The sequence below is a fragment of the Limnohabitans simekii (SeqCode) genome (assembly GCF_965234735.1).
Classification (GTDB): domain Bacteria; phylum Pseudomonadota; class Gammaproteobacteria; order Burkholderiales; family Burkholderiaceae_C; genus Limnohabitans; species Limnohabitans simekii.
Window position 1 is genome coordinate 13,592 of the sequence record NZ_OZ248540.1, and the last position, 23,032, is coordinate 36,623.

Here is a 23,032-nt window from a genome sequence, read left to right on the forward strand (position 1 = left end):
GCTACATTCCGCACATGAATTCTTTGCACAACCTACTGCTACTGGGCTTTTTCGGGCTTCATTGGTAGCGTTCGCGCATCCTTTTTCCAGGCCCGTCTGCACCAGCAACGGGCCTTTTGTTTTTGTGTTGAGCAGGTTCTGAATGATCAGACATCAGGAGTGAGAAATGACCGATAAATTGATTATTTTTGACACGACTTTGCGTGATGGTGAGCAGTCTCCTGGCGCGTCCATGACCCGCGACGAAAAATTGCGCATTGCCCGCCAGTTAGAGCGCTTGCGCGTGGATGTGATTGAGGCGGGTTTTGCAGCCAGCTCGGAGGGTGACTTTTTGGCGGTCAAGGCCATCGCTGACGCCATCACCGAGTCCACGGTTTGTTCCCTCTCACGCGCCAACGACCGCGATATTTCAAGGGCCGCAGAAGCCTTGAAAGGCGCCAACAACGCCCGGATTCACACCTTCATCGCCACCTCTGCCTTGCACATGGAAAAGAAGTTGCGTATGACCCCGGATCAGGTGTTTGAGCAAGCCAAGCAATCAGTGCGGTTTGCCCGCAACTTGGTGGCCGATGTGGAATTCAGTCCAGAAGACGGTTACCGCAGTGATGTGGATTATTTGTGCCGTGTCTTGGAAGCCGTCATCAAAGAGGGCGCCACCACCATCAACGTGCCCGACACGGTGGGTTATGCCGTCCCCGAGTTGTACGGTAACTTCATCAAAACCTTGCGCGAACGCATTCCCAATTCCGACAAGGCGATTTGGTCCGTGCATTGCCACAACGATTTGGGCATGGCGGTCGCCAACTCTTTGGCTGGTGTGCAAATTGGCGGTGCGCGGCAAGTGGAATGCACCATCAACGGTTTGGGGGAACGCGCCGGTAACTGTTCTTTGGAAGAAATTGTCATGGCGGTGAAAACCCGCAAAGACTATTTCGGCTTGACCTTGGGCATCGAGACGCAACACATCTTGGCGGCCAGTCGCATGGTGAGCCAAACCACAGGATTTGTGGTGCAGCCCAACAAAGCCGTGGTGGGTGCCAATGCCTTTGCCCATGCTTCGGGCATTCACCAAGACGGTGTTCTCAAGGCTCGTGACACCTATGAAATCATGCGTGCTGAAGACGTGGGTTGGAGTGCCAACAAAATCGTGTTGGGCAAGCTCAGTGGACGCAATGCGTTCAAACAACGCTTGCAAGATTTGGGCGTGGAACTCGACAGCGAAGCGGAAACCAATGCCGCTTTCACCCGCTTCAAAGAATTGGCTGACCGCAAAAGCGAAATTTTTGACGAAGATATATTGGCTTTGGTCAGCGAGGAAAGTGTCTCCCACGAAGGTGATGTGTTTGGCTTTGTGAAGTTGTCTCAGCACAGCGAAACTGGTGAACGCCCGCATGCTTCCATAGTCTTCACACACAGCGGCAAAGAAATCGCCTGCGACTCCGATGGCAACGGTCCAGTGGATGCCTCGCTCAAAGCCATTGAGAAGCATGTGAAAAGTGGCGCTGAAATGGTGTTGTATTCCGTCAACGCCATCAGTGGATCAACCGAAAGCCAAGGCGAAGTCACGGTGCGGTTGCAAAACAATGGCCGCATCGTCAACGGGGTAGGCTCTGATCCCGACATTGTGGTGGCCTCTGCTAAAGCGTATTTGAGTGCATTGAACAAATTGCAGAGCAAGGCTGAGCGCGTTGCAGCACAAGGATGATCCAGTCAAAAATGAATTCTTTTTGATACTTGAGGAAAAACATGCAAGTCATTGATATTGATTGTTTTTTTAATTTACCTTAAACTGGTTGTCATCGATAGCGCACCCCTCAAACAAGGACGACATGTTCAAGAGATTCACAGCCCCTATTTTTGTTTTGGCATTGTCCTTGTGTGCCTTTGCTTTCACCCCGATCGCGCACGCCAAAAGCAATCAAAAAACCGCCAAGACATCCAGCGTTAAGTCAAAGGCGATCAAGAAAAAAAAGGCGCGTCTGAAGGCCAAAGCCCCCAGAAAACCATCTTTTGGCCGCATGGCAGGTTTGCACCAAAGCAGCGATGAGTTGTCTCTGCGATCCAGTGTGGCCTATGTGATTGACCAAGACACCCAAGAAGTGCTGTTCAGTAAAAACGACAACGCCGTTTTACCCATTGCGTCCATCACCAAATTGATGACGGGCTTGGTTATTCTTGAAGCCAATTTGTCGATGGATGAATCAATCACTATCACCACTGAAGACATTGACACAGAAAAGGGCAGCAGTTCACGTTTGCGCCCTGGCGTGACCTTGACACGAGGTGAACTGCTCCAACTGGCGCTCATGTCGAGTGAAAACCGTGCTGCCCATGCCTTGGGACGCACCTACCCACAAGGTTTGCCTGCCTTCGTTGCCCAAATGAATGCCAAGGCCAAGCAACTCGGCATGCACGACACCAAGTACGCGGAACCCACAGGCTTGTCCAGTCGCAATCAGTCCAGCGCCAAAGATTTGGCCACACTGGTCGCGGTTGCGGCGAACGATTCAACCATGCGTGAGCTGAGCACATCCGAGGGCATGGACGTCGATGTAGGCAGCCGCACCTTGAAATACAAATCGACCAACCGCTTGGTCACCAACCCCAACTGGAGCATTGATTTGCAAAAAACGGGCTACATTGCCGAAGCAGGTCAATGCTTGGTGATGCAAGCCAAGATCGCCGGACGCAAATTGGTGATGGTGTTTTTGGATTCAGCAGGTAAATTCAGCCGAACAGCCGATGCCGAACGTGTCCGCCGCTGGATTGAGTTGCGACATCCCGCAGCGCAATCCTGATGCATGCAAAAGCCTCCTTCAAGGAGGCTTTTTACATTCAGCGGCTGGAGAAACCCAAGGTCTCAGAAATTTGCAAAGCTGTGGCTTGTAACTTGGGCAGCCAAGCTTCGTCAAGCCGGTCAGCTGGCGCAGAAATCGACAACCCAGCAATCAATTTGGCTTGATCGTCATAGATGCCTGCAGCCATGCAACGGACCCCCAACTCCAACTCTTCGTTGTCTCGAGCCAAGCCATGTTGGCGTGCTTTTGCCAACTCGGTCTCTAGCGCATTCAGTTGGGTGATGCTGTTTTTGGTGTGGCCACTGAGTCCCGTTTTGGTGGCATAGGCTCTGACCCGGTTGGGGTCGTCGGCCGCCAAAAACAACTTGCCCACCGAGGTCAAGTGCAAGGGTGCCCGACCGCCAATCGCACGCACGACTTGCATGCCAGAACGTTCACTGTAGGCGCGTTCGATATAGACGATTTCATCGCCTTGGCGCACGCTCAGGTTCACGGGCTGTTGGGTCAGTTGATGCAAATCCCGCATGGGCTTGAGAGCAGCATCCCGCACATTCAAGCGACCTTTGACGAAGTTGCCCAGTTCGAGCAAGCGCATGCCCAAACGGTATTGACCGGGTTCGGGGCGGTCAACGTAGCGGCCACATACCAAGTCGTTCAAGATGCGATGCGCAGTGGAGGGGTGCAGGCCCGTTTGCTCGCTGATGTCTTTGAGAGAGGACAAGCTGTCCTTGGTGGCCAAGACATCGATCAGGGAAAACATGCGTTCTAAAACTTGAATCGAGGGGCCTGCATGGTGCAGATCATCGTCATTTTTTCGCATGGCAGGATTTTACGGGCTCGACTCTGTAGATGCAGACCACTGTCCATCGCGCAACAACTGGTGTGGCTTGAATTGCGCTTTGTAGGTCATCTTTGGGCTTTGTGCAATCCAATAGCCCAGATACACGTAAGCCAGACCAAGCGATTCGGCTTGTGCGATTTGCCACAGCACGGCGAAGGTGCCCAGACCCGAGGCCAGCTTGGGGTCGGGATCATAGAACGTGTAAACCGCTGACAAGCCATCGTTGAGGACATCCAAGATGGACACCATACGCAGTGCCCCGACCTCGCCCTCGGGTGCGGCATCGCGAAATTCGACCAAGCGTGAATTGACACGGCTTTGCAATAAAAATTGGGTGTATTGCTCAATGCTGTCTTGGTCCATGCCGCCACCTGCATGACGGCTGTTCTGGTAGTTCAAATAGAGGTCGTAATGCTCGGGCACATATGCCAGTCGAGAAACCTGAGCCACCAATGACTGGTGGGCTTTTTGTGCACGACGTTGACTGCGATTGGGTTGAAATGCCTGCACATCAATGCGCAATGGGACACAAGCTTTACACCCGTCGCAATACGGGCGGTAGGTGAACATGCCACTGCGGCGAAACCCCTTGGCGACCAATTCTGAGTAGGTGTCGTTGTGTATCAAGTGGCTGGGCGTGGCAACTTGTGAGCGCGCCTGCAGGCCATCGATGTAGCTACAAGGGTAGGGCGCAGTGGCGTAAAACTGCAGGGATTGAAGAGGTAAATCCTGAAGGTTCGTCACTGGGCCATTGGTTCAATCTGGAGTTCAAGCCAGTATAAAGGGTCAAACTGCCACTCCAGGCTTGGCTGGGCCAGGGCTGTCGTGGTGTGCATCAAAAATTCTGCCCGGCTCATATCGCAGGCACCCAGACTCGCGAGATGGCTGGTTTTTTGTTGGCAATCGATCAAGGCCACACCCTGCGCACGGGCGAAACCGACCAAGGCTGCCAGTGCGATTTTGGAAGCATTGGATTGTCTAGAAAACATGGATTCACCAAACACAGCGCGTCCTATAGCGACACAGTACAAGCCGCCTACCAGCTCGTTGCCAAGCCAGACTTCGATGCTGTGGGCATGGCCTGCAAGATGAAGTTCTTCATAGGCCTTGACGATGTCGCGCACGATCCAAGTGCCGTTTTGACCCGGACGAGGCGCACTGGCGCAAGCTTGGATGACCTGTGAAAAAACGGTGTCAAAGCGCACTTGTGCACCGGGAGATCGTAAAAATTGTTTCAATGCCTGTCGCAGTGAGCGTTGCAGCCGAAATGGCCCCACCGGCAACACCATGCGCGGGTCTGGGCTCCACCACATCACCGGTTGGCCTTCGCTGTACCAAGGGAAACAGCCTTGCCCGTAAGCTTCTAGCAAACGTTCCACCGACAGTCCGCCACCGATCGCTACCAAGCCTGGCGCTGCCGAGTCTGGTCCCCAGGCCAGGTGGGGCGGGGGCAGCGGATCATCGAGGCCCAGTTGGTACAAAGGTGGGTGGGGGTAACGCATCACAATACTGGCATGATGTCAAAAGTTGAACCGCATCGGGAGAAGATACACCATGAGCAATGCCTCCACCGCCTTTGTACTGCAAGAACAACCCCAAACGGGCGTGGTTCGACTGGTCATGAACCGTCCCGACAGCTTCAATGCCTTGTCCTCCGAGATGCTGAGCGCCTTGGAAGAGGCCTTGGTGCAGGCCTCAGAAAGCCCTGATTGCCGAGTGATTGTTCTGGCGGCCTTGGGCAAAGCGTATTGCGCTGGCCACGACTTGCGCGAAATGCGCAGCCAGCCTGATCATGATTTCTACACCCAACTCTTTGCCCAATGCAGCCGCATGATGATGCGCATCCAGCAACTGCCCCAACCGGTCATCGCCCAAGTGCAGGGTATTGCCACTGCGGCGGGCTGTCAGTTGGTGGCCATGTGTGATTTGGCTGTGGCGGCGGATACCGCCAAGTTCGCGGTATCGGGCATCAACTATGGTTTGTTTTGTGCCACCCCCAGCGTGGGCTTGAGCCGCAACATGCACCGCAAGCAAGCCATGGAAATGCTGCTGACAGGGGACTTCATCGATGCCCACACCGCTGTCGAGCGGGGCCTGATCAACCAGGCCGTAGCGGCCGATGATCTGGTGCAAACGGTGCTGGCTTTGTGCGCCAAGATCAGCGCCAAGCCTGAAACCGCGGTGCGCTTGGGCAAGGGCTTGTTCTATCAACAGTTGGAAATGGGCGTGCAAGCCGCCTACCAATTGGCGGGACAAACCATGGCTTGCAACATGATGCACGACTCGGCCCAAGAGGGGTTTCAAGCATTTATTGAAAAGCGCAAACCCACTTGGACGGCTTGAGCTGAGTTTCAATAACGAAAACTCAAGGGCCAAACTTGGACTTTCGATCTGATGGACATGGTCGGCTTAGCCTTACTTAGAGGCCAGCCCAACTTGGCCACGGTTCAAGGCAATCAGTTTGGATTTTCAAAAAAGACCGCGTTGGTGTAGTTGCTGATTTCAAAATACACCCTCTTTTCGGTTGGATCAACCTGCATGTTCAAGTTCGCATCCAACACCCCATAGCCGTAGCGGTAGTCGCGGGGTTTGCCGTCATCCGTGCCCAGCGCGGTGCTGAGCTTGTCGATTTTCAAGAATCGGCGAACCAATTTGTCGCCGGCGTAAATCTCCAAAACACCGTCTGTGCCTGTCCAGTTTTGGATTTCGCGGCCAATTTTGTTTTGCTGCTCTTGTGTGCATCCAATCAAGGTGGCGGCGCTCAACAGCAAGACAGTGGCGGTCCAAGGAAAATTCAAGCGGTTCATGGCGTTCTGGCTTCGTGAAAAGAGGAAAGGGATGCGGACTGAAATGCCAACAGCTGACTCATTTCTCATCAACAGCCGGAGCCGTTGGGGTTGCATTCCAAAAAACCGCTTTGTCGGGGAAGATCCAGCGAATACCGCCACGGGGTTCGGGCACATCGCCTTTGAAGCGGGGAATCAGGTGCATGTTGATGTGGCCCACGGTTTGGCCAGCGGCAAACCCTTCATTGATGCCAATGTTGAAGCCATTGGGGTTCAATTCTTCTTTGAGTTTGTCCTTCACCCGGTTCATCAAAATCAACATGTCTTCGCGTTCTTGGTTGGTCAAATCAAAGTAAGACTCGACGTGGCGGCGCGGAATGATGAGGGTGTGGCCTGGCGAGACGGGGAACACATCTTTGAATGCGATTGACAGGGTGGTCTCGTCAAAGATGCGGGCCTCGGCCAGTGTGCAGTAGGTGCAAGTGCTTGGTTTGTCCATGAGAAATTATGCGTCAAAACCTGCACAAGGCTGGCAAAGGTCTTTGGTCCTCTGGCCCCAGCCCCCAGCCCCCAGCCCCCTGAGTTAAAGTTTGTCTTCTTTTTCACAGCTTTTGTCACATGCGCTATTTGCACACCATGGTTCGGGTCGCCGACCTCGAAAAATCTTTGGCCTTCTACCGTGATGCCTTGGGGCTGGAAGTGCTGCGATCCAAAGAGGTTCCCTCGGGCCGCTTCACCTTGGTGTTCTTGGCGGCACCGGGCGACAGCCAAGCCCAGGTGGAACTCACCTACAACTGGGATCCCGAGGAGCTGGCAGGTGGCCGCAACTTTGGCCACCTGGCCTACGCCGTGGACAACATCTACGCCACCTGTGAGCGCTTGCAGGCCCATGGCGTTTCCATCTTGCGCCCACCACGTGACGGCTACATGGCCTTTGTGCGGTCCCCAGACAACATTTCCGTGGAGTTGTTGCAAGCCGGGCAAGCCTTGCCCGTGGCCGAGCCCTGGGCCAGCATGCCCAATGTGGGCCAGTGGTAGCCCACGTTGAGCGCTGACAAGCCAGACGAAGGCAAGCCCAGCGCCGGGTTTGACGAGGCCTTGTTGGCCCAAGTGGCAGCGCTGCCTGCCTTGCCAGGCGTCTACCGGTATTTCGATGCGCAAAACCAGGTGCTGTATGTCGGCAAGGCCAACCACCTGAAAAAACGCGTCAGCAGTTATTTCCAAAAAACCCATGACGGCACCCGCATCGGCCACATGGTCAGCAAGATCGTGCGCATGGAAACCACGGCGGTGCGCTCCGAGGCGGAGGCCTTGCTGCTGGAAAACAACCTGATCAAAACCCTCAAGCCGCGCTACAACATTTTGTTTCGCGACGACAAGAGCTACCCCTACTTGAAGATCACCCGCGCCCAATCGTCAGCTGTTCAAGACTCTGGCCATCCGCAACCCAAAGCCGCGGCACGGGTGGTGTATTACCGAGGTGCGGTGGATAAACAACACGACTACTTTGGCCCCTATCCCAGTGTGTGGGCGGTGCGCGAAGCCATTCAACTGCTGCAAAAAGTGTTTCGGTTGCGCACCTGCGAGGACACGGTGTTCAGGAACCGGATGCGGCCTTGTTTGTTGCACCAAATCAAACGCTGCTCGGCACCGTGCGTCGGCTTGATCAGCCTCGAGGACTACCAGCGTGATGTGCAAAGCGCTTGTGAATTGCTGAATGGCCGGACCAAGGACGTGATGAAGTCTTTGGAAAAACGCATGATGATTCATGCGGACAAGCTCGAGTTTGAGCAAGCCGCCGATATCCGCAACCAAATCAGTGCGCTGAGCAAGGTGCTGCACCAGCAAGCAGTGGACACGGTGGACGACCGGGACGTGGACATCTTGGCGGTGTTGGTGAACGGCGGCAAGGCCTGCGTCAACTTGGCCATGGTGCGCGGCGGACGGCATTTGGGTGACAGCCCGTATTTCCCGATCCATGTGGACAACGCGGAACCCCACGAGGTGCTGGAAGCCTTCATCAGCCAGCATTACCTGGAGGTGGCTGCACCGCCCACGCTGATCACCAGCCATGCGGTGGACAAAGACCTGTTGACGGCGCTCAGCGAGCAACTGGGATTGAAGTTGCGTGCCATCCACCAACCGCGCGAGCAACGCAAAGCCTGGCTGGACATGGCGCAGCAAAACGCCGCGCTGCAACTGGGTCGTTTGCTGGCCGAGGAGGGCTCGCAGCAAGCCCGCACACGCTCTTTGGTGGATGCGCTGGACCTGGCGGTGGAAGACCTCGACAGCTTTCGCATCGAGTGCTTTGACATTTCGCACACGGCTGGTGAGGCCACCCAGGCCTCTTGCGTGGTGTTCCACCACCACAAAATGCAGGCCGCCGAATACCGCCGTTACAACATCGATGGCATCACCGGCGGCGACGACTACGCCGCCATGCGTCAGGTGCTGCTGCGCCGCTACACCAAGCTGGCCGAGGCGGTGCGCTTGGGCGAGGCGAAGTTGCCCGACTTGGTGCTGGTTGATGGTGGCAAGGGCCAAATCAGCATGGCACGGGAGGTCTTCGAGTCGCTCGACCTGGATTTATCCCGCCTGGTGGGCGTGGAAAAAGGCGAGGGCCGCAAAGTGGGCTTGGAAGAACTGGTGTTTGCCGATGGCCGCCCCAAGCTGGCGCTGAGCAAGGACGCCGCCGCTTTGATGCTGGTGGCGCAAATCCGCGACGAGGCGCACCGATTTGCCATCACGGGGATGCGGGCCAAACGCGCCAAGGTGCGCACGGGCTCCAGCAGTTTGGAAGAGATTCCCGGCGTGGGTCCGAAAAAGCGGGCCAAACTGTTGCAGCGCTTTGGCGGGGTGCGCGGCGTGGCCGATGCCAGTGTGCAGGACTTGTGCACTGTGGAAGGCATTTCGCCGGAGTTGGCGCAGGCCATTTACTCGGCGCTGCGTTAACCCAGTTCGGCTCATCAAGCGCTGGGCAGCACCACTTCCAACAAGCGGTCCAAGCCGCCTGCATGGATGGCCACCATGGCCTGTTCACGCACCTTGGGCTTGGCCTGGTAGGCCACCGACATACCCGCTACACCCATCATTGGCAGGTCGTTGGCGCCGTCGCCCATGGCAATGCTTTGTGCGGGGGAAATGCCCAAGTCTTGGCAGGTTTGCAGCAACATGCGCCGCTTCTCGTCCCCGTCGCAAATATCGCCCCAAGGCTGGTCCACCATGCGGCCCGTGAGAACGCCGTTGTCAATCTCAAACACATTGCTGCGGGTGAAATCAATGCCGAGTTGGTCGCGCACCCGGTCGGTGAAATAGGTGAAACCGCCGCTTACCAGCAGGGTTTTCAAGCCGGCACGTTGGCAAGCCTGCACCAGTTGTGGAGCACCAGGGTTCAAACGCAAGCGTTCTTCATAGACTTCGGCCAAAGCACTTGCAGGCACACCACGCAGCAAAGCCACACGTTGGCGCAGGCTGTCTTTGTAGTCGGCAATCTCCCCGCGCATCGCCGCTTCAGTGATGGCGGCCACCTCGGCTTTGCGCCCGGCGGCGTCGGCCACCTCGTCAATGCACTCGATGTTGATGAGTGTGGAGTCCATGTCGAACGCGATCAGCTTGAACTGGCTGAGTTGCAGGGGGGCTGAAAAGCCCTGAATCCACAGGCCAGGGGCAAATTCAGTGGGTGCAGTCATGCCACTTTTTCCTTTTGAACCGGGGCCAAGGGGTCCCCAAGTGAACGCAGGATGTCGCGCACCATTTGCGCCCGGTCTTTCACCTCGGGCAGGGCAAGTTCAATCCGCAGTTTGTCGTTGCCAGCCAGTTTGATGTGCTTGTTTTTTTGCACCAGCTGGATGATGCGCATGCCATCGATCGGCGCATGGGGCTTGAAGGTGATCAGGATGACGCTGGGCGCAGCGTCCACCTTGGCCACCCCAAAAGGCCGCGCCAGCACCCGCAAACGGTGGGTGTCGATCAAGGTTTGCGCCTGCGAGGGCAGTTTGCCAAAACGGTCCACCAGCTCTTCCAGCAAGGCGTCCACTTGGTCTTGGGTTTTGGCGGTGGCGAGTTTTTTATAAAAGCTCAGGCGCAAATGCACGTCGCCGCAGTAGTCGTTGGGTAAAAGTGCTGGGGCGTGCAAATTGATTTCGGTGGTCACGTTCACCGGGCTGAGCAAGTCGGGTTCTTCGCCGTTTTTCAGGGCTCGCACGGCCTCGGACAGCATCTCGTTGTAGAGCTGGAAACCCACTTCCAGCATGTTGCCGCTTTGGTTGTCGCCCAGCACTTCGCCCGCGCCCCGAATTTCCAAATCGTGCATGGCCAGGTAAAAGCCCGAACCCAGCTCTTCCATTTGCTGGATGGCCTCCAGGCGCTGGTTGGCTTGTTTGGTCAGGCTTTGCACATCGGGCACCAGCAAATAGGCATAGGCCTGGTGGTGGCTGCGGCCGACGCGTCCACGCAGTTGGTGCAACTGCGCCAAGCCAAATTTATCGGCGCGGCTCATCAAGATGGTGTTGGCAGTGGGCACATCAATACCGGTTTCGATGATGGTCGAGCACAGCAAGATATTGAAGCGTTGCGCCACGAAATCGCGCATCACACGCTCCAGGTCACGCTCGGGCATCTGGCCGTGGGCCACGGCAATCCGGGCCTCGGGCAGCAGTTCTTTCAAGCGTTCCAAGCGGTTTTGGATGGTTTCCACCTCGTTATGCAGGAAATAGCACTGGCCGCCGCGCTTGAGTTCGCGCAGCACCGCTTCGCGGATGACGCCGTTGTCCTCAGAACGCACAAAGGTTTTGATGGCCAATCGGCGTTGCGGCGCGGTGGCAATCACGCTCAGGTCGCGCAGGCCTTCCAAGGCCATGCCCAAGGTGCGCGGAATGGGCGTGGCGGTCAGGGTCAGCACATCCACTTCCGCCCGAAGCGCTTTCAGGGTTTCTTTGTGGCGCACACCAAAGCGGTGTTCCTCGTCAATCACCAGCAAGCCCAAATCCTTGTATTTCACCGATTCACTCAGCAACTTGTGCGTGCCCACCACGATGTCCACGCTGCCTTCTTCCAAACCAGCCATCGCGGCTTTCACCTCTTTGGGTGTGCGAAAGCGGCTCATCTCGGCGATACGCACCGGCCACTTGGCAAAGCGATCGGTCAGGGTTTGGAAATGCTGCTCGGCCAGCAAGGTGGTGGGGGCCAAGATGGCGACTTGCTTGCCGCCCATGACGGCGATGAACGCGGCCCGCAGCGCCACCTCGGTTTTGCCAAAGCCCACATCGCCGCAGACCAAGCGGTCCATCGGGCGCGGGCTGATCATGTCTTGAATCACCGCATGGATGGCGGCGCGTTGGTCGGCGGTTTCTTCAAAGCCGAAGTCGGTGGAGAAGGTTTCGTAGTCTTGCGGGGTGTAGCGGAAAGCATGGCCTTGGCGGGCGGCGCGCCGAGCGTAGATGTTGAGCAACTCGGCGGCAGCGTCCCGCACCTGCTCGGCGGCACGACGGCGGGCTTTGTCCCATTGACCTGAGCCCAAGCGGTGCAGCGGGGCTTGGTCGGGGCTGACGCCGCTGTAGCGGCTGATCAGGTGCAACTGGCTGACCGGCACATAAAGGGTGGCTTCGTCAGCGTATTCAAGGTGCAAAAACTCTTGCAGCAAGGGCTGACCTTGGTCGTCCAGACCTTGGCCCATGTCCATGTTGACAAGACCTCGGTAACGGCCAATGCCGTGGGCACTGTGAACCACCGGGTCGCCCACATTCAATTCACTCAGGTCTTTGATGAGCGACTCGACGTCGCTCACCTGTTCTTGCTTGCGACGGCGGCGCACCGTGGGGCTGGCAGCGAACAACTCGGTTTCGGTCACCAGGTCGATGCCTTTTTCCAGCCATGCAAAGCCAGTGTGCAGGCTGCTGGTGGCCAAACCAAAGGGCTCGGCGCTGCTTGCAAATTCAGCCAAATCGTCAAACACCACGGGGCTGATGCCGCCCGCACGGATGAAATCCAACAGACTTTCGCGCCGACCATCGGACTCGGCCAACACCAACATGCGTTGCTGGCTGCTTTGCTGGCGCATGCTGAGTTTGGCCAAGGGGTGGTTGGCGGCACGGTCCACGGTCAGGTCGGGCAGGGCGGCAGCCCATGCAACCGGCTCGACCGAGGTGGTGGCTCGCACCGACAGGGACGCATGGTTTTGGATGGCGGCAAAAAACTGTTCGGTGCTCAGGAACAAATGGGCCGGTGGCAGCACCGGCCGCTCGGGGTCGCCTTGGGCCAATCGGAAGCGCTCTTGGGCATCTTGGCCAAAGCGTTGCAGCACGGGTTCCAACTCGCCGTGCAACACCACCAAGGCTGCTTCGCCCAGGTAATCAAACACGGTGGCGGTGTCCTCGAAAAACAGCGGCAGGTAGTACTCGATACCCGCCGTGGCAACGCCATTGCCCATGTCTTTGTAAATGCGGCTGCGGGTCGGGTCGCCGTCCAAAAGTTCACGCCAACGGCTGCGAAACAAGGCGCGGGCTGTGTCGTCCATTGGGAACTCGCGGCCAGGCAACAAACGCACTTCGGGCACGGGGTAGAGGCTGCGCTGGGTGTCGGGGTCGAAGGTGCGGATCGAGTCGATTTCCTCATCGAACAAATCCACCCGGTAGGGCACCAAGGAGCCCATCGGGAACAAATCAATCAGACCGCCGCGCACGGTGTATTCGCCAGGACTCACCACCTGTGACACATGGCTGTAACCGGCCAAGCTCAGCTGCGCTTTGAGCCGCGCTTCGTCCAGGTTTTGCTTGACCTTGAAGGCGAAGGTATAGGCGGCCAAGAAAGAGGGCGGGGCCAAGCGGTACATGGCGGTGGCGGCAGGCACCAGCACCGCGTCGGCTTCGCCTTGGGAAATGCGCCACAGGCTGGCCAAGCGCTCGCTGATCAGGTCTTGGTGCGGTGAAAACGTGTCGTAGGGCAGGGTTTCCCAGTCGGGAAACAGCACGCAGCGGGCATCAGGGGCGAAGAACACCAGTTCGTCCAGCAAGCGTTGCGCATCAAAAGCGTCGGCGGTGATGATGGCCACCCGCCGACCCTGCGCTTTTTCACGCGTGATGAGCTCGGCCAACAAGGCCGCATCAGCCGAGCCTGGGGGCTTGGCCAGGGTGAATTTCTTAGAAGAGTGGAGCGCAGGAAGTTGCATGAATCAAGGGGACACCGACATGACAAACACCCCCGAATGCAGGCAAGCGGGGGTGGCAAGGGCTGATTCTAGAATGGGGCTTCAGATTGCACACCGTCGCTTGACGAAACCCCGCCACCCATGAACCAACAGCTCCCGCGATTTCACGTGGTCATCCCTTGTGCAGGCAGTGGCAGCCGCTCGGGCTTGGGCGGCCCCAAGCAATATGCGTTGCTGGCGGGTGAGCCCATGGTGGTGCACACCTTGCGGGCTTTTGCGGAAGTGCCGGGTTTGGGTCAAGGCGTGGTGGTGGTCGCCCCCGATGACCAAAGCATGGCCGAAGTTTTCACCCTCTACCCTCAAGCCCAATTTGCCATTTCCAACACGGGCGGGGCCACCCGGGCCCAAAGTGTGTTGGCTGGCTTGCTGGCGCTGCAAAACCTGGGGGTGGACGGCCATGATTGGGTGCTGGTGCATGACGCAGCGCGCTGCTTGGTGACCCCAAGTTTGATTCAAAAGCTGTTGTTGGCGTGCCAGAGCGATGCGGTGGGCGGCTTGCTGGCATTGCCACTGCCGGACACCTTGAAAGCAGAAACACAGGGGCGCGTCAGCAGCACCTTGCCGCGCAGTGGCAAATGGTTGGCGCAAACCCCTCAAATGTTCCGTTGGGACAGCTTGTTTGGGGCCTTGGCGCAAGCAGGCGATCAAGTGACCGATGAAGCCAGCGCCCTGGAGGCCTTGGGTGAAGCACCGCTTTTGGTGCCATCCGCCTCGTTCAATTTCAAAGTCACCTACCAAGAGGACATGACCATGGCAGAAGCCGTGTTGCAACATCGAAAGGCGAGCGCATGACCTCATTTCGCATTGGCGAGGGCTGGGATGTGCATGCCTTGGTACCGGGTCGCCCCTTGGTGATTGGCGGCGTCACCATCCCCTACCACTTGGGTCTGCTGGGCCATTCAGATGCCGATGTTTTGCTGCATGCCATCACCGATGCCCTGTTGGGTGCTGCGGGTCTGGGGGACATAGGTCAGCATTTCTCCGACACCGACCCCCAATGGAAAGGCGCGAATTCTGTGGACTTGTTGCAAGACACGGGTCGTTTGCTCAGTGAGGCAGGCTGGCAGATCGGCAACATCGACGCCACAGTGGTGGCCCAAGCGCCGAAGTTGGCAGCGCACAAACCTGCCATGCAAACACGCATTGCGCAGGCTTTGGGCATCGCGACCCACCAAGTGAACATCAAGGCCAAAACCGCTGAAAAGCTTGGACCCGTGGGCATGGGTCAATCCATCGAAGCGCGTGCAATTGCGCTGATCCACCAAGCTTAAGCAGCAGGCCTGCTTGATCCACCAAGCTTAAGCAGCAGGCCTGCTTGCAGAATCCGGGCTCTGCGGCGGTCGATGGGCAGCTTGGGCCAAATGTGCCAATTTCACCCAATGTCGCACCATGCGTTTGTGCTCTGCTGTCAAGTTCATGAATTGACGCAGCATTTCCGTGTCCCCCATGCCTAAAGGGGCAGCTTGGTTGGGTTCTCGCACGCTCAGGTTGGGGTGGCTAGGGCCAAACAACAGGTCTTGCGGACTGATTTGCAAGACATCGCCCAAGGTTTTGAGCTTGTCTGGTTTGGGCATGGACACGCCAATCATCCAGTTGCGAGCGGCATGGGGTGTGATGCCTTCGCCCCAGTAGCGCATGTTGAAAGCGTCGGCCAATTGGGTGGCCGAAGACTTCAATCCTGCTTCTTTCATGGCGTGGCGCAAACGCGCTGCAAAGGCTTCGGATTCGGGGTTGGGGTTGGGTTTTTTCATGCCCCGAACCTTAAAGTTTTCACTGTTCCAAGGCAATGGATTCGCGCTTACAAAATGCCAAAGTGAATATCGTGCCTTGCACCCTCATCGGTTTTGATGATGGGAAAAACCCGAGGTTTACTGCGCAGCCCAAGCACCGTCCATGTTCCAGGCAACACCGCGCACGTTGTTGCCCGCCGGAGTGCAAAAGAACACCGCCAAAGCACCCAATTCTTCGGGCGTGGTGAATTGCATCGAGGGTTCTTTTTCACCCAACAACACACGCTGGGCTTCCTGATCAGAGATGTTCAATGCAGCCGCTTTGGCATCCACTTGTTGCTGCACCAAAGGCGTCAATACCCACCCTGGGCAAATCGCATTGCAGGTCACGCCGGTGGTGGCTGTTTCCAGCGCCGTGACCTTGGTCAAGCCGACGATGCCGTGCTTGGCCGCCACATAAGCAGACTTGTCGGCAGAACCCACCAAGCCATGAACTGACGCCACATTGATGATGCGGCCCCAGTTGGCTGCCTTCATGGCGGGCAGAGCCAAGCGGGTGGTGTGAAACGCGCTGCTCAGGTTGATGGCAAGAATGTCGTCCCATTTCGACGTGGGAAAGTGCTCAATGGCACAGACATGTTGAATGCCAGCGTTGTTGACCAGGATGTCCACTTGCCCAAAACGCTTGGCAGCAGCTTGCATCATGTCTTCAATCTCTGCCGGTTTGCGCATGTCAGCGCCGTGGTAGAGGGTTTGAACGCCCAACGATTGAATCGATTGCTCGGCTTGTGTGTGGTCACCAAAGCCATTGAGCACGATGTGGGCACCTTGCTGGGCCAAAGCGGTGGCCAAACCCAAACCAATGCCACTCGTGGAGCCCGTTACCAAAGCGGTTTTGCCTTTTAAAAATTGCGCAGTCATGAAAGTCCTATCCCTTACGATGTCAATGTCCCGATTCTCCCCCAGCGCCGTTGGCGCTTGAAAACCCACCATGACCACCGATTCTTCGCCCGTTCCAATGCCTGCACATCAGGCCTTGCCGGTGACCGAAGCAGGGCCCATCAGCCAAGCTTTGGTGGAGAAAGCGCGGGCGTTTGCTCAACCATTGCTGTCGGGCCAGCAATTGCCCACGGGTGAACGATTGGCGGACCACGCTCAAGGTGTTGCGGACTTGGTGGCCCACATTGGCGGCACCGCAGACATGCAAGCGGCTGTTTACCTGGCCTGTGCCTGCGACCAACTGAACAAACCACAAGAACTGCTGGCTGCCGCCTTCGGCGATGAATTGGCCCATTTGGCCTTGGAAGCACAACGCTTGTTTCAGTTGCAACGTCAAGCAAGTCAGCTACGCGATGACCCGCTGCAAACCAAGGTGCAAATTGAAAATGTGCGTCGCATGCTGCTGGCGTTTTCTCGCGACTTGCGCGTTGTCATGCTGCTCATGGCCTCGCATTTGCAATCTTTGCGCTACACCGCGTCTTTGAAAGTGCCGGGTTTTGAAGCCATAGCGCGTGAGTCCTTACAGGTCTTTGCCCCCTTGGCCAATCGCTTGGGCGTCTGGCAGATCAAATGGGAAATGGAAGACTTGGCATTTCGCATGCTCGAGCCAGCGGTCTACAAAGAAATGGCCGGTTTGTTGGAACTCAAACGCACAGAACGCGAACAAGAAATTGGCCAGGTTCAAAGCTATTTGCAAACGCAGTTGAAGCAGCAAGGCATCACCGCGCAAGTGCAGGGACGGCCCAAAAACATTTACAGCATTGTGAAAAAGATGCGTGGCAAATCATTGGGTTTCGACCAAGTGCGCGACTTGCGAGCCCTGCGCATCATCGTGGCGAATGTGGATGATTGCTACCGTGCGCTGTCTTGGGTGCATGGCCACATGCACCCCTTGGACAACGAGTTTGACGACTACATCGCCAAACCCAAAGCCAACGGCTACCAATCCTTGCACACCGTGGTGCGGCATCTTGGCCAGGTGCTGGAAATTCAAATCCGCACCCAAGCCATGCACGAACACGCCGAGTTTGGTGTGGCGGCGCACTGGGCCTACAAAGAAGCGGGCGTCAAGGGCTATGCAGGCGTCACAGCATCTGCCGAGCAAGCGCAAAAAATGGCCGTGTTGCGCCAGCTGTTGGCCTGGGAACGCGACTTATCGGGCGCACCTGATGCGACAGCGCAGCAAGAAGACGACAAAATTTACGTCCTCACGCCCGAAGCCGCCATCGTCGAGTTGCCGCTGGGGGCGACGCCCATTGACTTTGCCTACACCTTGCATACCCAGCTGGGCCATCGGTGCCGAGGCGCCAAGCTCGATGGTGTCTTGGTGCCCCTGAATACCCCGCTGCGCAATGGCCAAACCGTGGAGATCACCGCCATCAAAGAAGGCGGGCCTTCACGTGATTGGCTCAATGCCGAATTGGGTTTCTTGGCCAGTGGCCGCGCCAAAGCCAAAGTGCGTGCTTGGTTCAATGCCCAAAAAGCCGCTCAAACCATGGCCCGGGGTCGCGAACTGGTGGAAAAACTGTTGCAACGCGAAGGCCGCACCGCGTTCAAACTGGAAGACTTGGCCAAGCAATTGGGCTTTGACTCCGCAGCACATTTGTTCGAGGTGGTGGGCAAGGACGAGTTTTCATTGCGACACATTGAGTTGTTGCTGCGCCCGGCCGTGGCCCCAGAACCTGCGGATGAACGCTTGCTGCGCAAGGTGCAACGCCCCAAACAACTGCACACGCCAGGCGGTGTCTTGGTAGTGGGTGTGGATTCATTGCTCACCCAGCTGGCACGATGCTGTCGGCCAGCGCCACCGGATGAGATCAAAGGCTTTGTCACACGTGGCAAAGGCATCAGTGTGCACCGGGTGGCATGCCGAAATTTTTTGCAGCTCGTGCAACGCAGCCACGACCGGGTGATTGATGTGGCTTGGGGTGGCCATGAAACTGCGGCAGGCAGCCCGGTGTACCCGGTGGACGTGCAGGTGCTGGCCCACGACCGTCAAGGCTTGTTGCGCGATATTTCGGAAGTGTTTGCGAAAGACAAAATGAACGTCATCGGTGTGCAAACCCAATCCATCAAAGATCTGGCCTGGATGACCTTCACCATCGAGGTGCCTGATGCTTCTCGATTGAACAAAGTGCTGAGCGTCGTGAAAACAGTGGCGGGTGTTCAATCAGCGCGAAGATGGGCAGCCTGAAGCCTCTGAAATAGATACTGTTAGAATTTCGCCGTTCGGCAACGAAGGCGCGTAGCTCAGCTGGTTAGAGCACCACCTTGACATGGTGGGGGTCGTTGGTTCGAGTCCAATCGCGCCTACCATCTTGACCGAAACTTTTTCACCACCACACCGTCCGCAAGACGCCTCTTTTTTCCGAGCGACTTCTTATTCAGGACATCCCTTTGACAAGCAAACCCAAGTCCCCTAGTGCTTCCAAGGCCCCGCACGACGCAGCCCAGGTTGCCCTACGGACCATCAAAAAGTACCCAAACCGGCGTTTGTACGACACCTACACTTCAAGTTACATCACCTTGAACGAGGTCAAAAACATGGTTGTGGACGGCACAGCTTTGCAAGTGGTGGATGCCAAAACCAATCAAGATTTGACCCGCAGTATTTTTTTGCAAATCATTTTGGAAGAAGAGTCCGGCGGCGTTCCGATGTTTTCAGAAGCCGCCCTGGCCAACATCATTCGTTTCTACGGCCACTCTATGCAAGGCTTCATGGGCAGTTATTTGGAAAAAAATGTGCAAGCCTTTTTGGATATTCAGCAGCACATGTCCGAGCAGTCCAAACAACTCACTCCTGAGCTGTGGACCCAAATGATGAGCCAACCCAATCCTTTTTTGAAAAACGTCATGGGCAACTACACCGAGCAATCTCAACAAATGTTGAAACAAATGCAAGACCAAATGTTTCAAGCCATGGGGTTGAAGCGCTGATGTCCACGCCTCGTGTGGGCTTTGTCAGCTTGGGGTGCCCCAAGGCCCTGACCGACTCCGAACTCATCCTCACCCAACTCAGCGCCGAGGGCTACGAAACCTCCAAAACTTTTGCTGGCGCCGACTTGGTGATCGTCAACACCTGTGGCTTCATTGACGACGCGGTGAAAGAAAGTCTGGACACGATTGGCGAAGCGCTGGCAGAAAACGGCAAAGTCATCGTCACAGGATGTTTGGGTGCCACGGCCAAAGAAGACGGCAGCAACCTGGTCAAAGCCATGCACCCCAGTGTGTTGGCCGTGACTGGCCCACACGCCACCCAAGAGGTGATGGATGCGGTGCATTTGCACTTGCCCAAACCTCACGATCCCTTCATCGACTTGGTCCCTGCTGCGGGCATCAAACTCACGCCCAAGCACTACGCCTATTTGAAAATCAGCGAAGGCTGCAACCACCGTTGCACGTTTTGCATCATACCGTCCATGCGCGGTGATTTGGTGTCTCGTCCCATCGGCGATGTGTTGCGTGAGGCCCAGGCCTTGTTCGAGTCGGGCGTGAAAGAGTTGTTGGTCATCAGCCAAGACACCTCGGCCTATGGCGTGGACATGCGCTATCAAATGGGTTTTCATGACGGTCGCCCTGTCAAAACCAGAACCCTGGAGTTGGTAGAGGCTTTGGCCGACATCGCTGAGAAGCACAATGCATGGGTGCGCTTGCACTACGTCTATCCTTACCCCACGGTCGATCACCTGATTCCGCTCATGGCGTCGGGCCGTGTGTTGCCGTATTTGGATGTGCCGTTTCAGCACAGCCACCCCGATGTGTTGAAACGCATGGAGCGACCTGCCAGTGGCGAAAAAAACCTAGAGCGCCTGCTGAAATGGCGCGAGATGTGTCCGCAGTTGGTGGTGCGCAGCACCTTCATTGCAGGCTTTCCTGGCGAAACCGAGGCCGAGTTCGAGCACCTGCTGAATTTCGTTCAAGAAGCGCAAATCGACCGGGCCGGTTGCTTTGCCTACAGCCCCGTTCAAGGCGCGACTGCCAACAATTTGCCGGGCATGTTGCCGCAAGCCGTGCGCGAAGAACGTCAAGCGCGTTTCATGGCTGTGGCCGAAGCCGTGTCAACTCAGAAGTTGAAGTCACGCATTGGTTCGACCATGCAAGTGCTGGTGGACAGTGCCAAGAGCATGGGCAAACAAGGGGGTGTGGGCAGAACCTATGCTGACGCGCCTGAGATTGATGGCGTGGTGCATTTGTTGCCGCCCGAGAAAGTCAGTAAGACATACAAAACCGGTGAATTTACAAAGGTGCGCATCGTTGATGCACAAGGCCATGATTTGATTGGCCTGCCGGTTTGAGTGACCGTTAAGATTGGTGCCCAGGAAGGGACTCGAACCCCCACGAAGTTACTCGCTAGTACCTGAAACTAGTGCGTCTACCAATTCCGCCACCTGGGCTTTCAGGAAAGCAGAGGATCATATCAAAAAAAGCACCACCACCCATTCTGTCCCTGCTGAAGAATTTCAGGGCACCGTTGAAGGTCATCGCGATGGACACGGTTTTGTGCAGCGTGAAGATGGGCATGCTGACGTCTATTTGCCCCCAAACGAAATGCGTGCTGTTTTGCACCGCGATAGGGTGCTGGCCAAGGTCACGCGCCTTGATCGCAAGGGCCGACCAGAGGGCCGCATTGTTGAAATCCTAGAGCGTCCTGCACAACCCATCATTGGTCGCTTGTTGCAAGAAAGCGGTGTTTGGTTGGTAGCCCCAGAGGACCGCCGCTTTGGACAAGACATTCTGATTCCCAAAAGTGCCACCGGTAATGCAGCGGTCGGTCAAGTGGTGGTGGTCGAGTTGACCGAACCACCGAGTTTGTTTGGCCAGCCAGTAGGCCGTGTGCAAGAAGTGTTGGGCGAGATGGATGACCCCGGCATGGAGATTGAAATTGCGGTGCGCAAATACAGTGTGCCCCATCGTTTCTCAGAAGAATGCTTGGCCCAAGCCGCCACCTTGCCCGACAAAGTCGGCCCTCAAGATGCTCGCAACCGCATCGACTTGCGCGACATTCCTATGGTCACCATTGATGGTGAAGACGCTCGAGACTTTGACGATGCGGTGTATTGCGAACCCGTCACCAAAGGCCCCACACCTGGTTGGCGTTTGTTGGTGGCCATTGCCGATGTGAGCCACTATGTGGATACCGGCAGCGCCATCGACATTGACGCCTACGAACGTGCCACCAGCGTGTATTTCCCACGCCGTGTGATCCCCATGCTGCCGGAAAAACTCTCGAATGGTTTGTGTTCCCTGAACCCCAGCGTAGACAGACTGTGCATGGTCTGCGACATGATGGTCGACGCAGAAGGGCAGGTCTATGCCTACCAGTTTTACCAAGCGGTGATGCACAGCCATGCGCGATTCACCTACACCGATGTGGCGGCGATTTTGTCCAACACCCGGGGGCCACAAGCTTCCAAGTACAAAGACCGTGTGCCCGACTTGATGCACTTGCATGATGTTTACCGCAGCCTGTTGCAGTCGCGTTTGAAGCGTGGTGCGGTGGACTTTGAAACCACCGAAACCCAAATTGTTTGCGATGAAAACGGGCGCATTGAGAAAATTGTGCCGCGTGTGCGCACCGAAGCGCACCGATTGATTGAAGAAGCTATGCTGGCGGCCAATGTGTGCAGCGCTGACTTCATTTTGCAAAGCAAACACCCGTCGCTGTTTCGGGTGCACGAAGGCCCCACACCTGAGAAACGCGAAATTCTGCGCAACTACTTGCGTGCTTTGGGTGTCTCGGCCACCTTGAGTGAAGACCCGACACCGGGTCAATTCCAAGCCATTGCGCAGGCCAGCAAAGAACGCCCCGATTCACAGCAAATCCACACCATGCTGTTGCGCTCGATGCAACAAGCGATTTACACACCGATCAACAGCGGTCACTTTGGTTTGGCTTATCCGGCGTACACCCACTTCACCAGCCCGATTCGCCGGTACCCCGACTTGCTGGTGCACCGCGTCATCAAATCCATCCTCAATGGAACGAAGTACCAACTGCCTGCCTTGCCCACGCCTGGCGAAGCCCATGCCAAATTGGCCCGCCGCTTGTCTGCGCAATCCAAACTGGCTCAACGTAAAACAGCGCCCGTCAAAGCCTCACCTGCACAACAAGCCTGGGAGGCCGCGGGCTTGCACTGCAGTGCCAACGAACGCCGTGCTGATGAGGCCAGCAGAGATGTGGAAGCTTGGCTGAAATGCCAGTACATGCGCGAACATTTGGGGGAAGATTTCAGCGGCACAGTTTCTGCCGTCACAAGCTTCGGTGTGTTTGTCACATTGGACGCCATGTACGTGGAAGGATTGGTGCACATCACTGAATTGGGTGGCGACTATTTCCGATTTGATGAAGCCCGCCAAGAGTTGCGTGGCGAACGCACCGGCATTCGTTATGCCATTGGTGCGCGGGTGCGGGTGCAAGTCAGTCGCGTTGATTTGGATGGCCGCAAAATCGATTTCCGTTGGGTGCAAGAACCTGGCGCAGACATTTTGGAGAAAGGTTCCAAGCGGAAAAATCCCCTACCATCGGCGCCTGAAAAAAACGGCGGTAAACGCAACACGCAGAAAAAAGCAGCGACTGCCAAAGAGGCCAAGCCCCAAAGCTTGACCGAGGCGGTGAAAAAAGCCGCGGCCAAGCCAAAGAAAAACCACAAACCCAAGCGCAGACCCTGAAAGGA

20 protein-coding genes and 2 tRNA genes are annotated in these 23,032 nt (G+C 56.6%); 12 read left to right on the forward strand and 10 right to left on the reverse strand.

The annotated features are described in order from the left end of the window. The first annotated feature begins 166 nt into the window (after window positions 1-166). Together AC8GFP_RS00080 and AC8GFP_RS00085 are read left to right on the forward strand one after the other, a co-directional pair. Entirely contained in the window at window positions 167-1,705 is a 1,539-nt protein-coding gene (locus AC8GFP_RS00080) for a 2-isopropylmalate synthase (protein ID WP_506609063.1), read from the forward strand. Window positions 1,706-1,829: 124 nt separating this feature from the next. Then, complete coding sequence (locus tag AC8GFP_RS00085) at window positions 1,830-2,798, forward strand: serine hydrolase (protein WP_506609065.1); 969 nt, start codon at window positions 1,830-1,832, stop codon at window positions 2,796-2,798. Window positions 2,799-2,835: 37 nt separating this feature from the next. Here AC8GFP_RS00085 and AC8GFP_RS00090 read toward each other — a convergent pair whose 3' ends face one another. From AC8GFP_RS00090 to aat, 3 genes are read right to left on the reverse strand one after another with little or no spacing between them, the layout of a single operon-like run. Beyond that, window positions 2,836-3,618 (reverse strand): IclR family transcriptional regulator, encoded by a 783-nt coding sequence (locus AC8GFP_RS00090; protein WP_506609067.1) that lies wholly within the window; start codon window positions 3,616-3,618, stop codon window positions 2,836-2,838. Between the two features lie 9 nt (window positions 3,619-3,627). Next, window positions 3,628-4,383, reverse strand: a complete 756-nt coding sequence (locus AC8GFP_RS00095; RefSeq protein WP_506609069.1) for an arginyltransferase — start codon at window positions 4,381-4,383, stop codon at window positions 3,628-3,630. Next, window positions 4,380-5,141 (reverse strand): leucyl/phenylalanyl-tRNA--protein transferase, encoded by a 762-nt coding sequence (gene aat, locus AC8GFP_RS00100; RefSeq protein ID WP_506609071.1) that lies wholly within the window; start codon window positions 5,139-5,141, stop codon window positions 4,380-4,382. The genes AC8GFP_RS00095 and aat overlap by 4 nt, the downstream gene beginning before the upstream one ends. A 52-nt stretch (window positions 5,142-5,193) precedes the next feature. Between aat and AC8GFP_RS00105 the strand changes: the two genes are divergently transcribed. After that, window positions 5,194-5,982: an enoyl-CoA hydratase gene (locus tag AC8GFP_RS00105; RefSeq protein WP_506609073.1), complete on the forward strand. Its 789-nt coding sequence runs from the start codon at window positions 5,194-5,196 to the stop codon at window positions 5,980-5,982. 113 nt (window positions 5,983-6,095) lie between these two features. On the opposite strand, the gene AC8GFP_RS00110 is transcribed toward AC8GFP_RS00105, so the two are convergent. Then, window positions 6,096-6,446, reverse strand: a complete 351-nt coding sequence (locus tag AC8GFP_RS00110) for a hypothetical protein (RefSeq protein WP_506609075.1) — start codon at window positions 6,444-6,446, stop codon at window positions 6,096-6,098. Window positions 6,447-6,504: 58 nt separating this feature from the next. Beyond that, window positions 6,505-6,924: an HIT family protein gene (locus AC8GFP_RS00115; protein WP_506609077.1), complete on the reverse strand. Its 420-nt coding sequence runs from the start codon at window positions 6,922-6,924 to the stop codon at window positions 6,505-6,507. Window positions 6,925-7,043: 119 nt separating this feature from the next. Here AC8GFP_RS00115 and AC8GFP_RS00120 point away from each other — a divergent pair, with 119 nt between their 5' ends. Next, window positions 7,044-7,463, forward strand: a complete 420-nt coding sequence (locus AC8GFP_RS00120; protein ID WP_506609079.1) for a VOC family protein — start codon at window positions 7,044-7,046, stop codon at window positions 7,461-7,463. Between the two features lie 6 nt (window positions 7,464-7,469). Next, window positions 7,470-9,377, forward strand: a complete 1,908-nt coding sequence (uvrC, locus tag AC8GFP_RS00125) for an excinuclease ABC subunit UvrC (protein ID WP_506609081.1) — start codon at window positions 7,470-7,472, stop codon at window positions 9,375-9,377. Between the two features lie 14 nt (window positions 9,378-9,391). Here the strand turns inward: uvrC and serB are convergent, their stop codons facing one another. Continuing rightward, entirely contained in the window at window positions 9,392-10,114 is a 723-nt protein-coding gene (serB, locus tag AC8GFP_RS00130) for a phosphoserine phosphatase SerB (RefSeq protein WP_506609083.1), read from the reverse strand. After that, window positions 10,111-13,590, reverse strand: a complete 3,480-nt coding sequence (gene mfd / locus AC8GFP_RS00135; RefSeq protein ID WP_506609085.1) for a transcription-repair coupling factor — start codon at window positions 13,588-13,590, stop codon at window positions 10,111-10,113. The genes serB and mfd overlap by 4 nt, the downstream gene beginning before the upstream one ends. A 120-nt stretch (window positions 13,591-13,710) precedes the next feature. On the opposite strand from mfd, the gene ispD reads away from it, so the two are divergent. Together ispD and ispF are read left to right on the forward strand one after the other, a co-directional pair. Continuing rightward, the gene (gene ispD / locus AC8GFP_RS00140) at window positions 13,711-14,421 is read left to right on the forward strand and encodes a 2-C-methyl-D-erythritol 4-phosphate cytidylyltransferase (protein WP_506609088.1); all 711 of its coding nucleotides are present in this window, start codon (window positions 13,711-13,713) and stop codon (window positions 14,419-14,421) included. Then, on the forward strand, window positions 14,418-14,900 hold the full coding sequence (gene ispF / locus AC8GFP_RS00145) for a 2-C-methyl-D-erythritol 2,4-cyclodiphosphate synthase (RefSeq protein WP_506609090.1): 483 nt from the start codon (window positions 14,418-14,420) through the stop codon (window positions 14,898-14,900). The genes ispD and ispF overlap by 4 nt, the downstream gene beginning before the upstream one ends. A 27-nt stretch (window positions 14,901-14,927) precedes the next feature. Here the strand turns inward: ispF and AC8GFP_RS00150 are convergent, their stop codons facing one another. Together AC8GFP_RS00150 and AC8GFP_RS00155 are read right to left on the reverse strand one after the other, a co-directional pair. Continuing rightward, complete coding sequence (locus AC8GFP_RS00150; RefSeq protein WP_506609092.1) at window positions 14,928-15,380, reverse strand: helix-turn-helix domain-containing protein; 453 nt, start codon at window positions 15,378-15,380, stop codon at window positions 14,928-14,930. Between the two features lie 117 nt (window positions 15,381-15,497). Then, the gene (locus tag AC8GFP_RS00155) at window positions 15,498-16,280 is read right to left on the reverse strand and encodes a 3-hydroxybutyrate dehydrogenase (RefSeq protein ID WP_506609094.1); all 783 of its coding nucleotides are present in this window, start codon (window positions 16,278-16,280) and stop codon (window positions 15,498-15,500) included. A 70-nt stretch (window positions 16,281-16,350) separates the two neighbouring features. Between AC8GFP_RS00155 and AC8GFP_RS00160 the strand changes: the two genes are divergently transcribed. The 4 genes from AC8GFP_RS00160 to rimO all read left to right on the forward strand — a co-directional run bounded on the left by AC8GFP_RS00160 (window position 16,351) and on the right by rimO (window position 20,653). Further along, window positions 16,351-18,552, forward strand: coding sequence for a RelA/SpoT family protein (locus AC8GFP_RS00160; RefSeq protein WP_506609096.1), 2,202 nt, complete (start codon window positions 16,351-16,353; stop codon window positions 18,550-18,552). A 45-nt stretch (window positions 18,553-18,597) separates the two neighbouring features. Next, window positions 18,598-18,674, forward strand: a tRNA-Val gene (locus AC8GFP_RS00165). Window positions 18,675-18,755: 81 nt separating this feature from the next. Further along, window positions 18,756-19,295: a polyhydroxyalkanoate synthesis repressor PhaR gene (gene phaR, locus AC8GFP_RS00170; protein WP_506609098.1), complete on the forward strand. Its 540-nt coding sequence runs from the start codon at window positions 18,756-18,758 to the stop codon at window positions 19,293-19,295. Beyond that, complete coding sequence (gene rimO / locus AC8GFP_RS00175) at window positions 19,295-20,653, forward strand: 30S ribosomal protein S12 methylthiotransferase RimO (RefSeq protein WP_506609100.1); 1,359 nt, start codon at window positions 19,295-19,297, stop codon at window positions 20,651-20,653. Before phaR ends, rimO begins: the two co-directional genes overlap by 1 nt. Window positions 20,654-20,667: 14 nt before the next feature. Here the strand turns inward: rimO and AC8GFP_RS00180 are convergent. Then, window positions 20,668-20,752 (reverse strand) — tRNA-Leu (locus AC8GFP_RS00180). A 22-nt stretch (window positions 20,753-20,774) separates the two neighbouring features. Between AC8GFP_RS00180 and rnr the strand changes: the two genes are divergently transcribed. Next, a complete protein-coding gene (gene rnr, locus AC8GFP_RS00185; protein ID WP_506610502.1) occupies window positions 20,775-23,027 on the forward strand; it encodes a ribonuclease R in 2,253 nt (750 codons plus the stop codon). The last annotated feature ends 5 nt before the right edge of the window (window positions 23,028-23,032 follow it).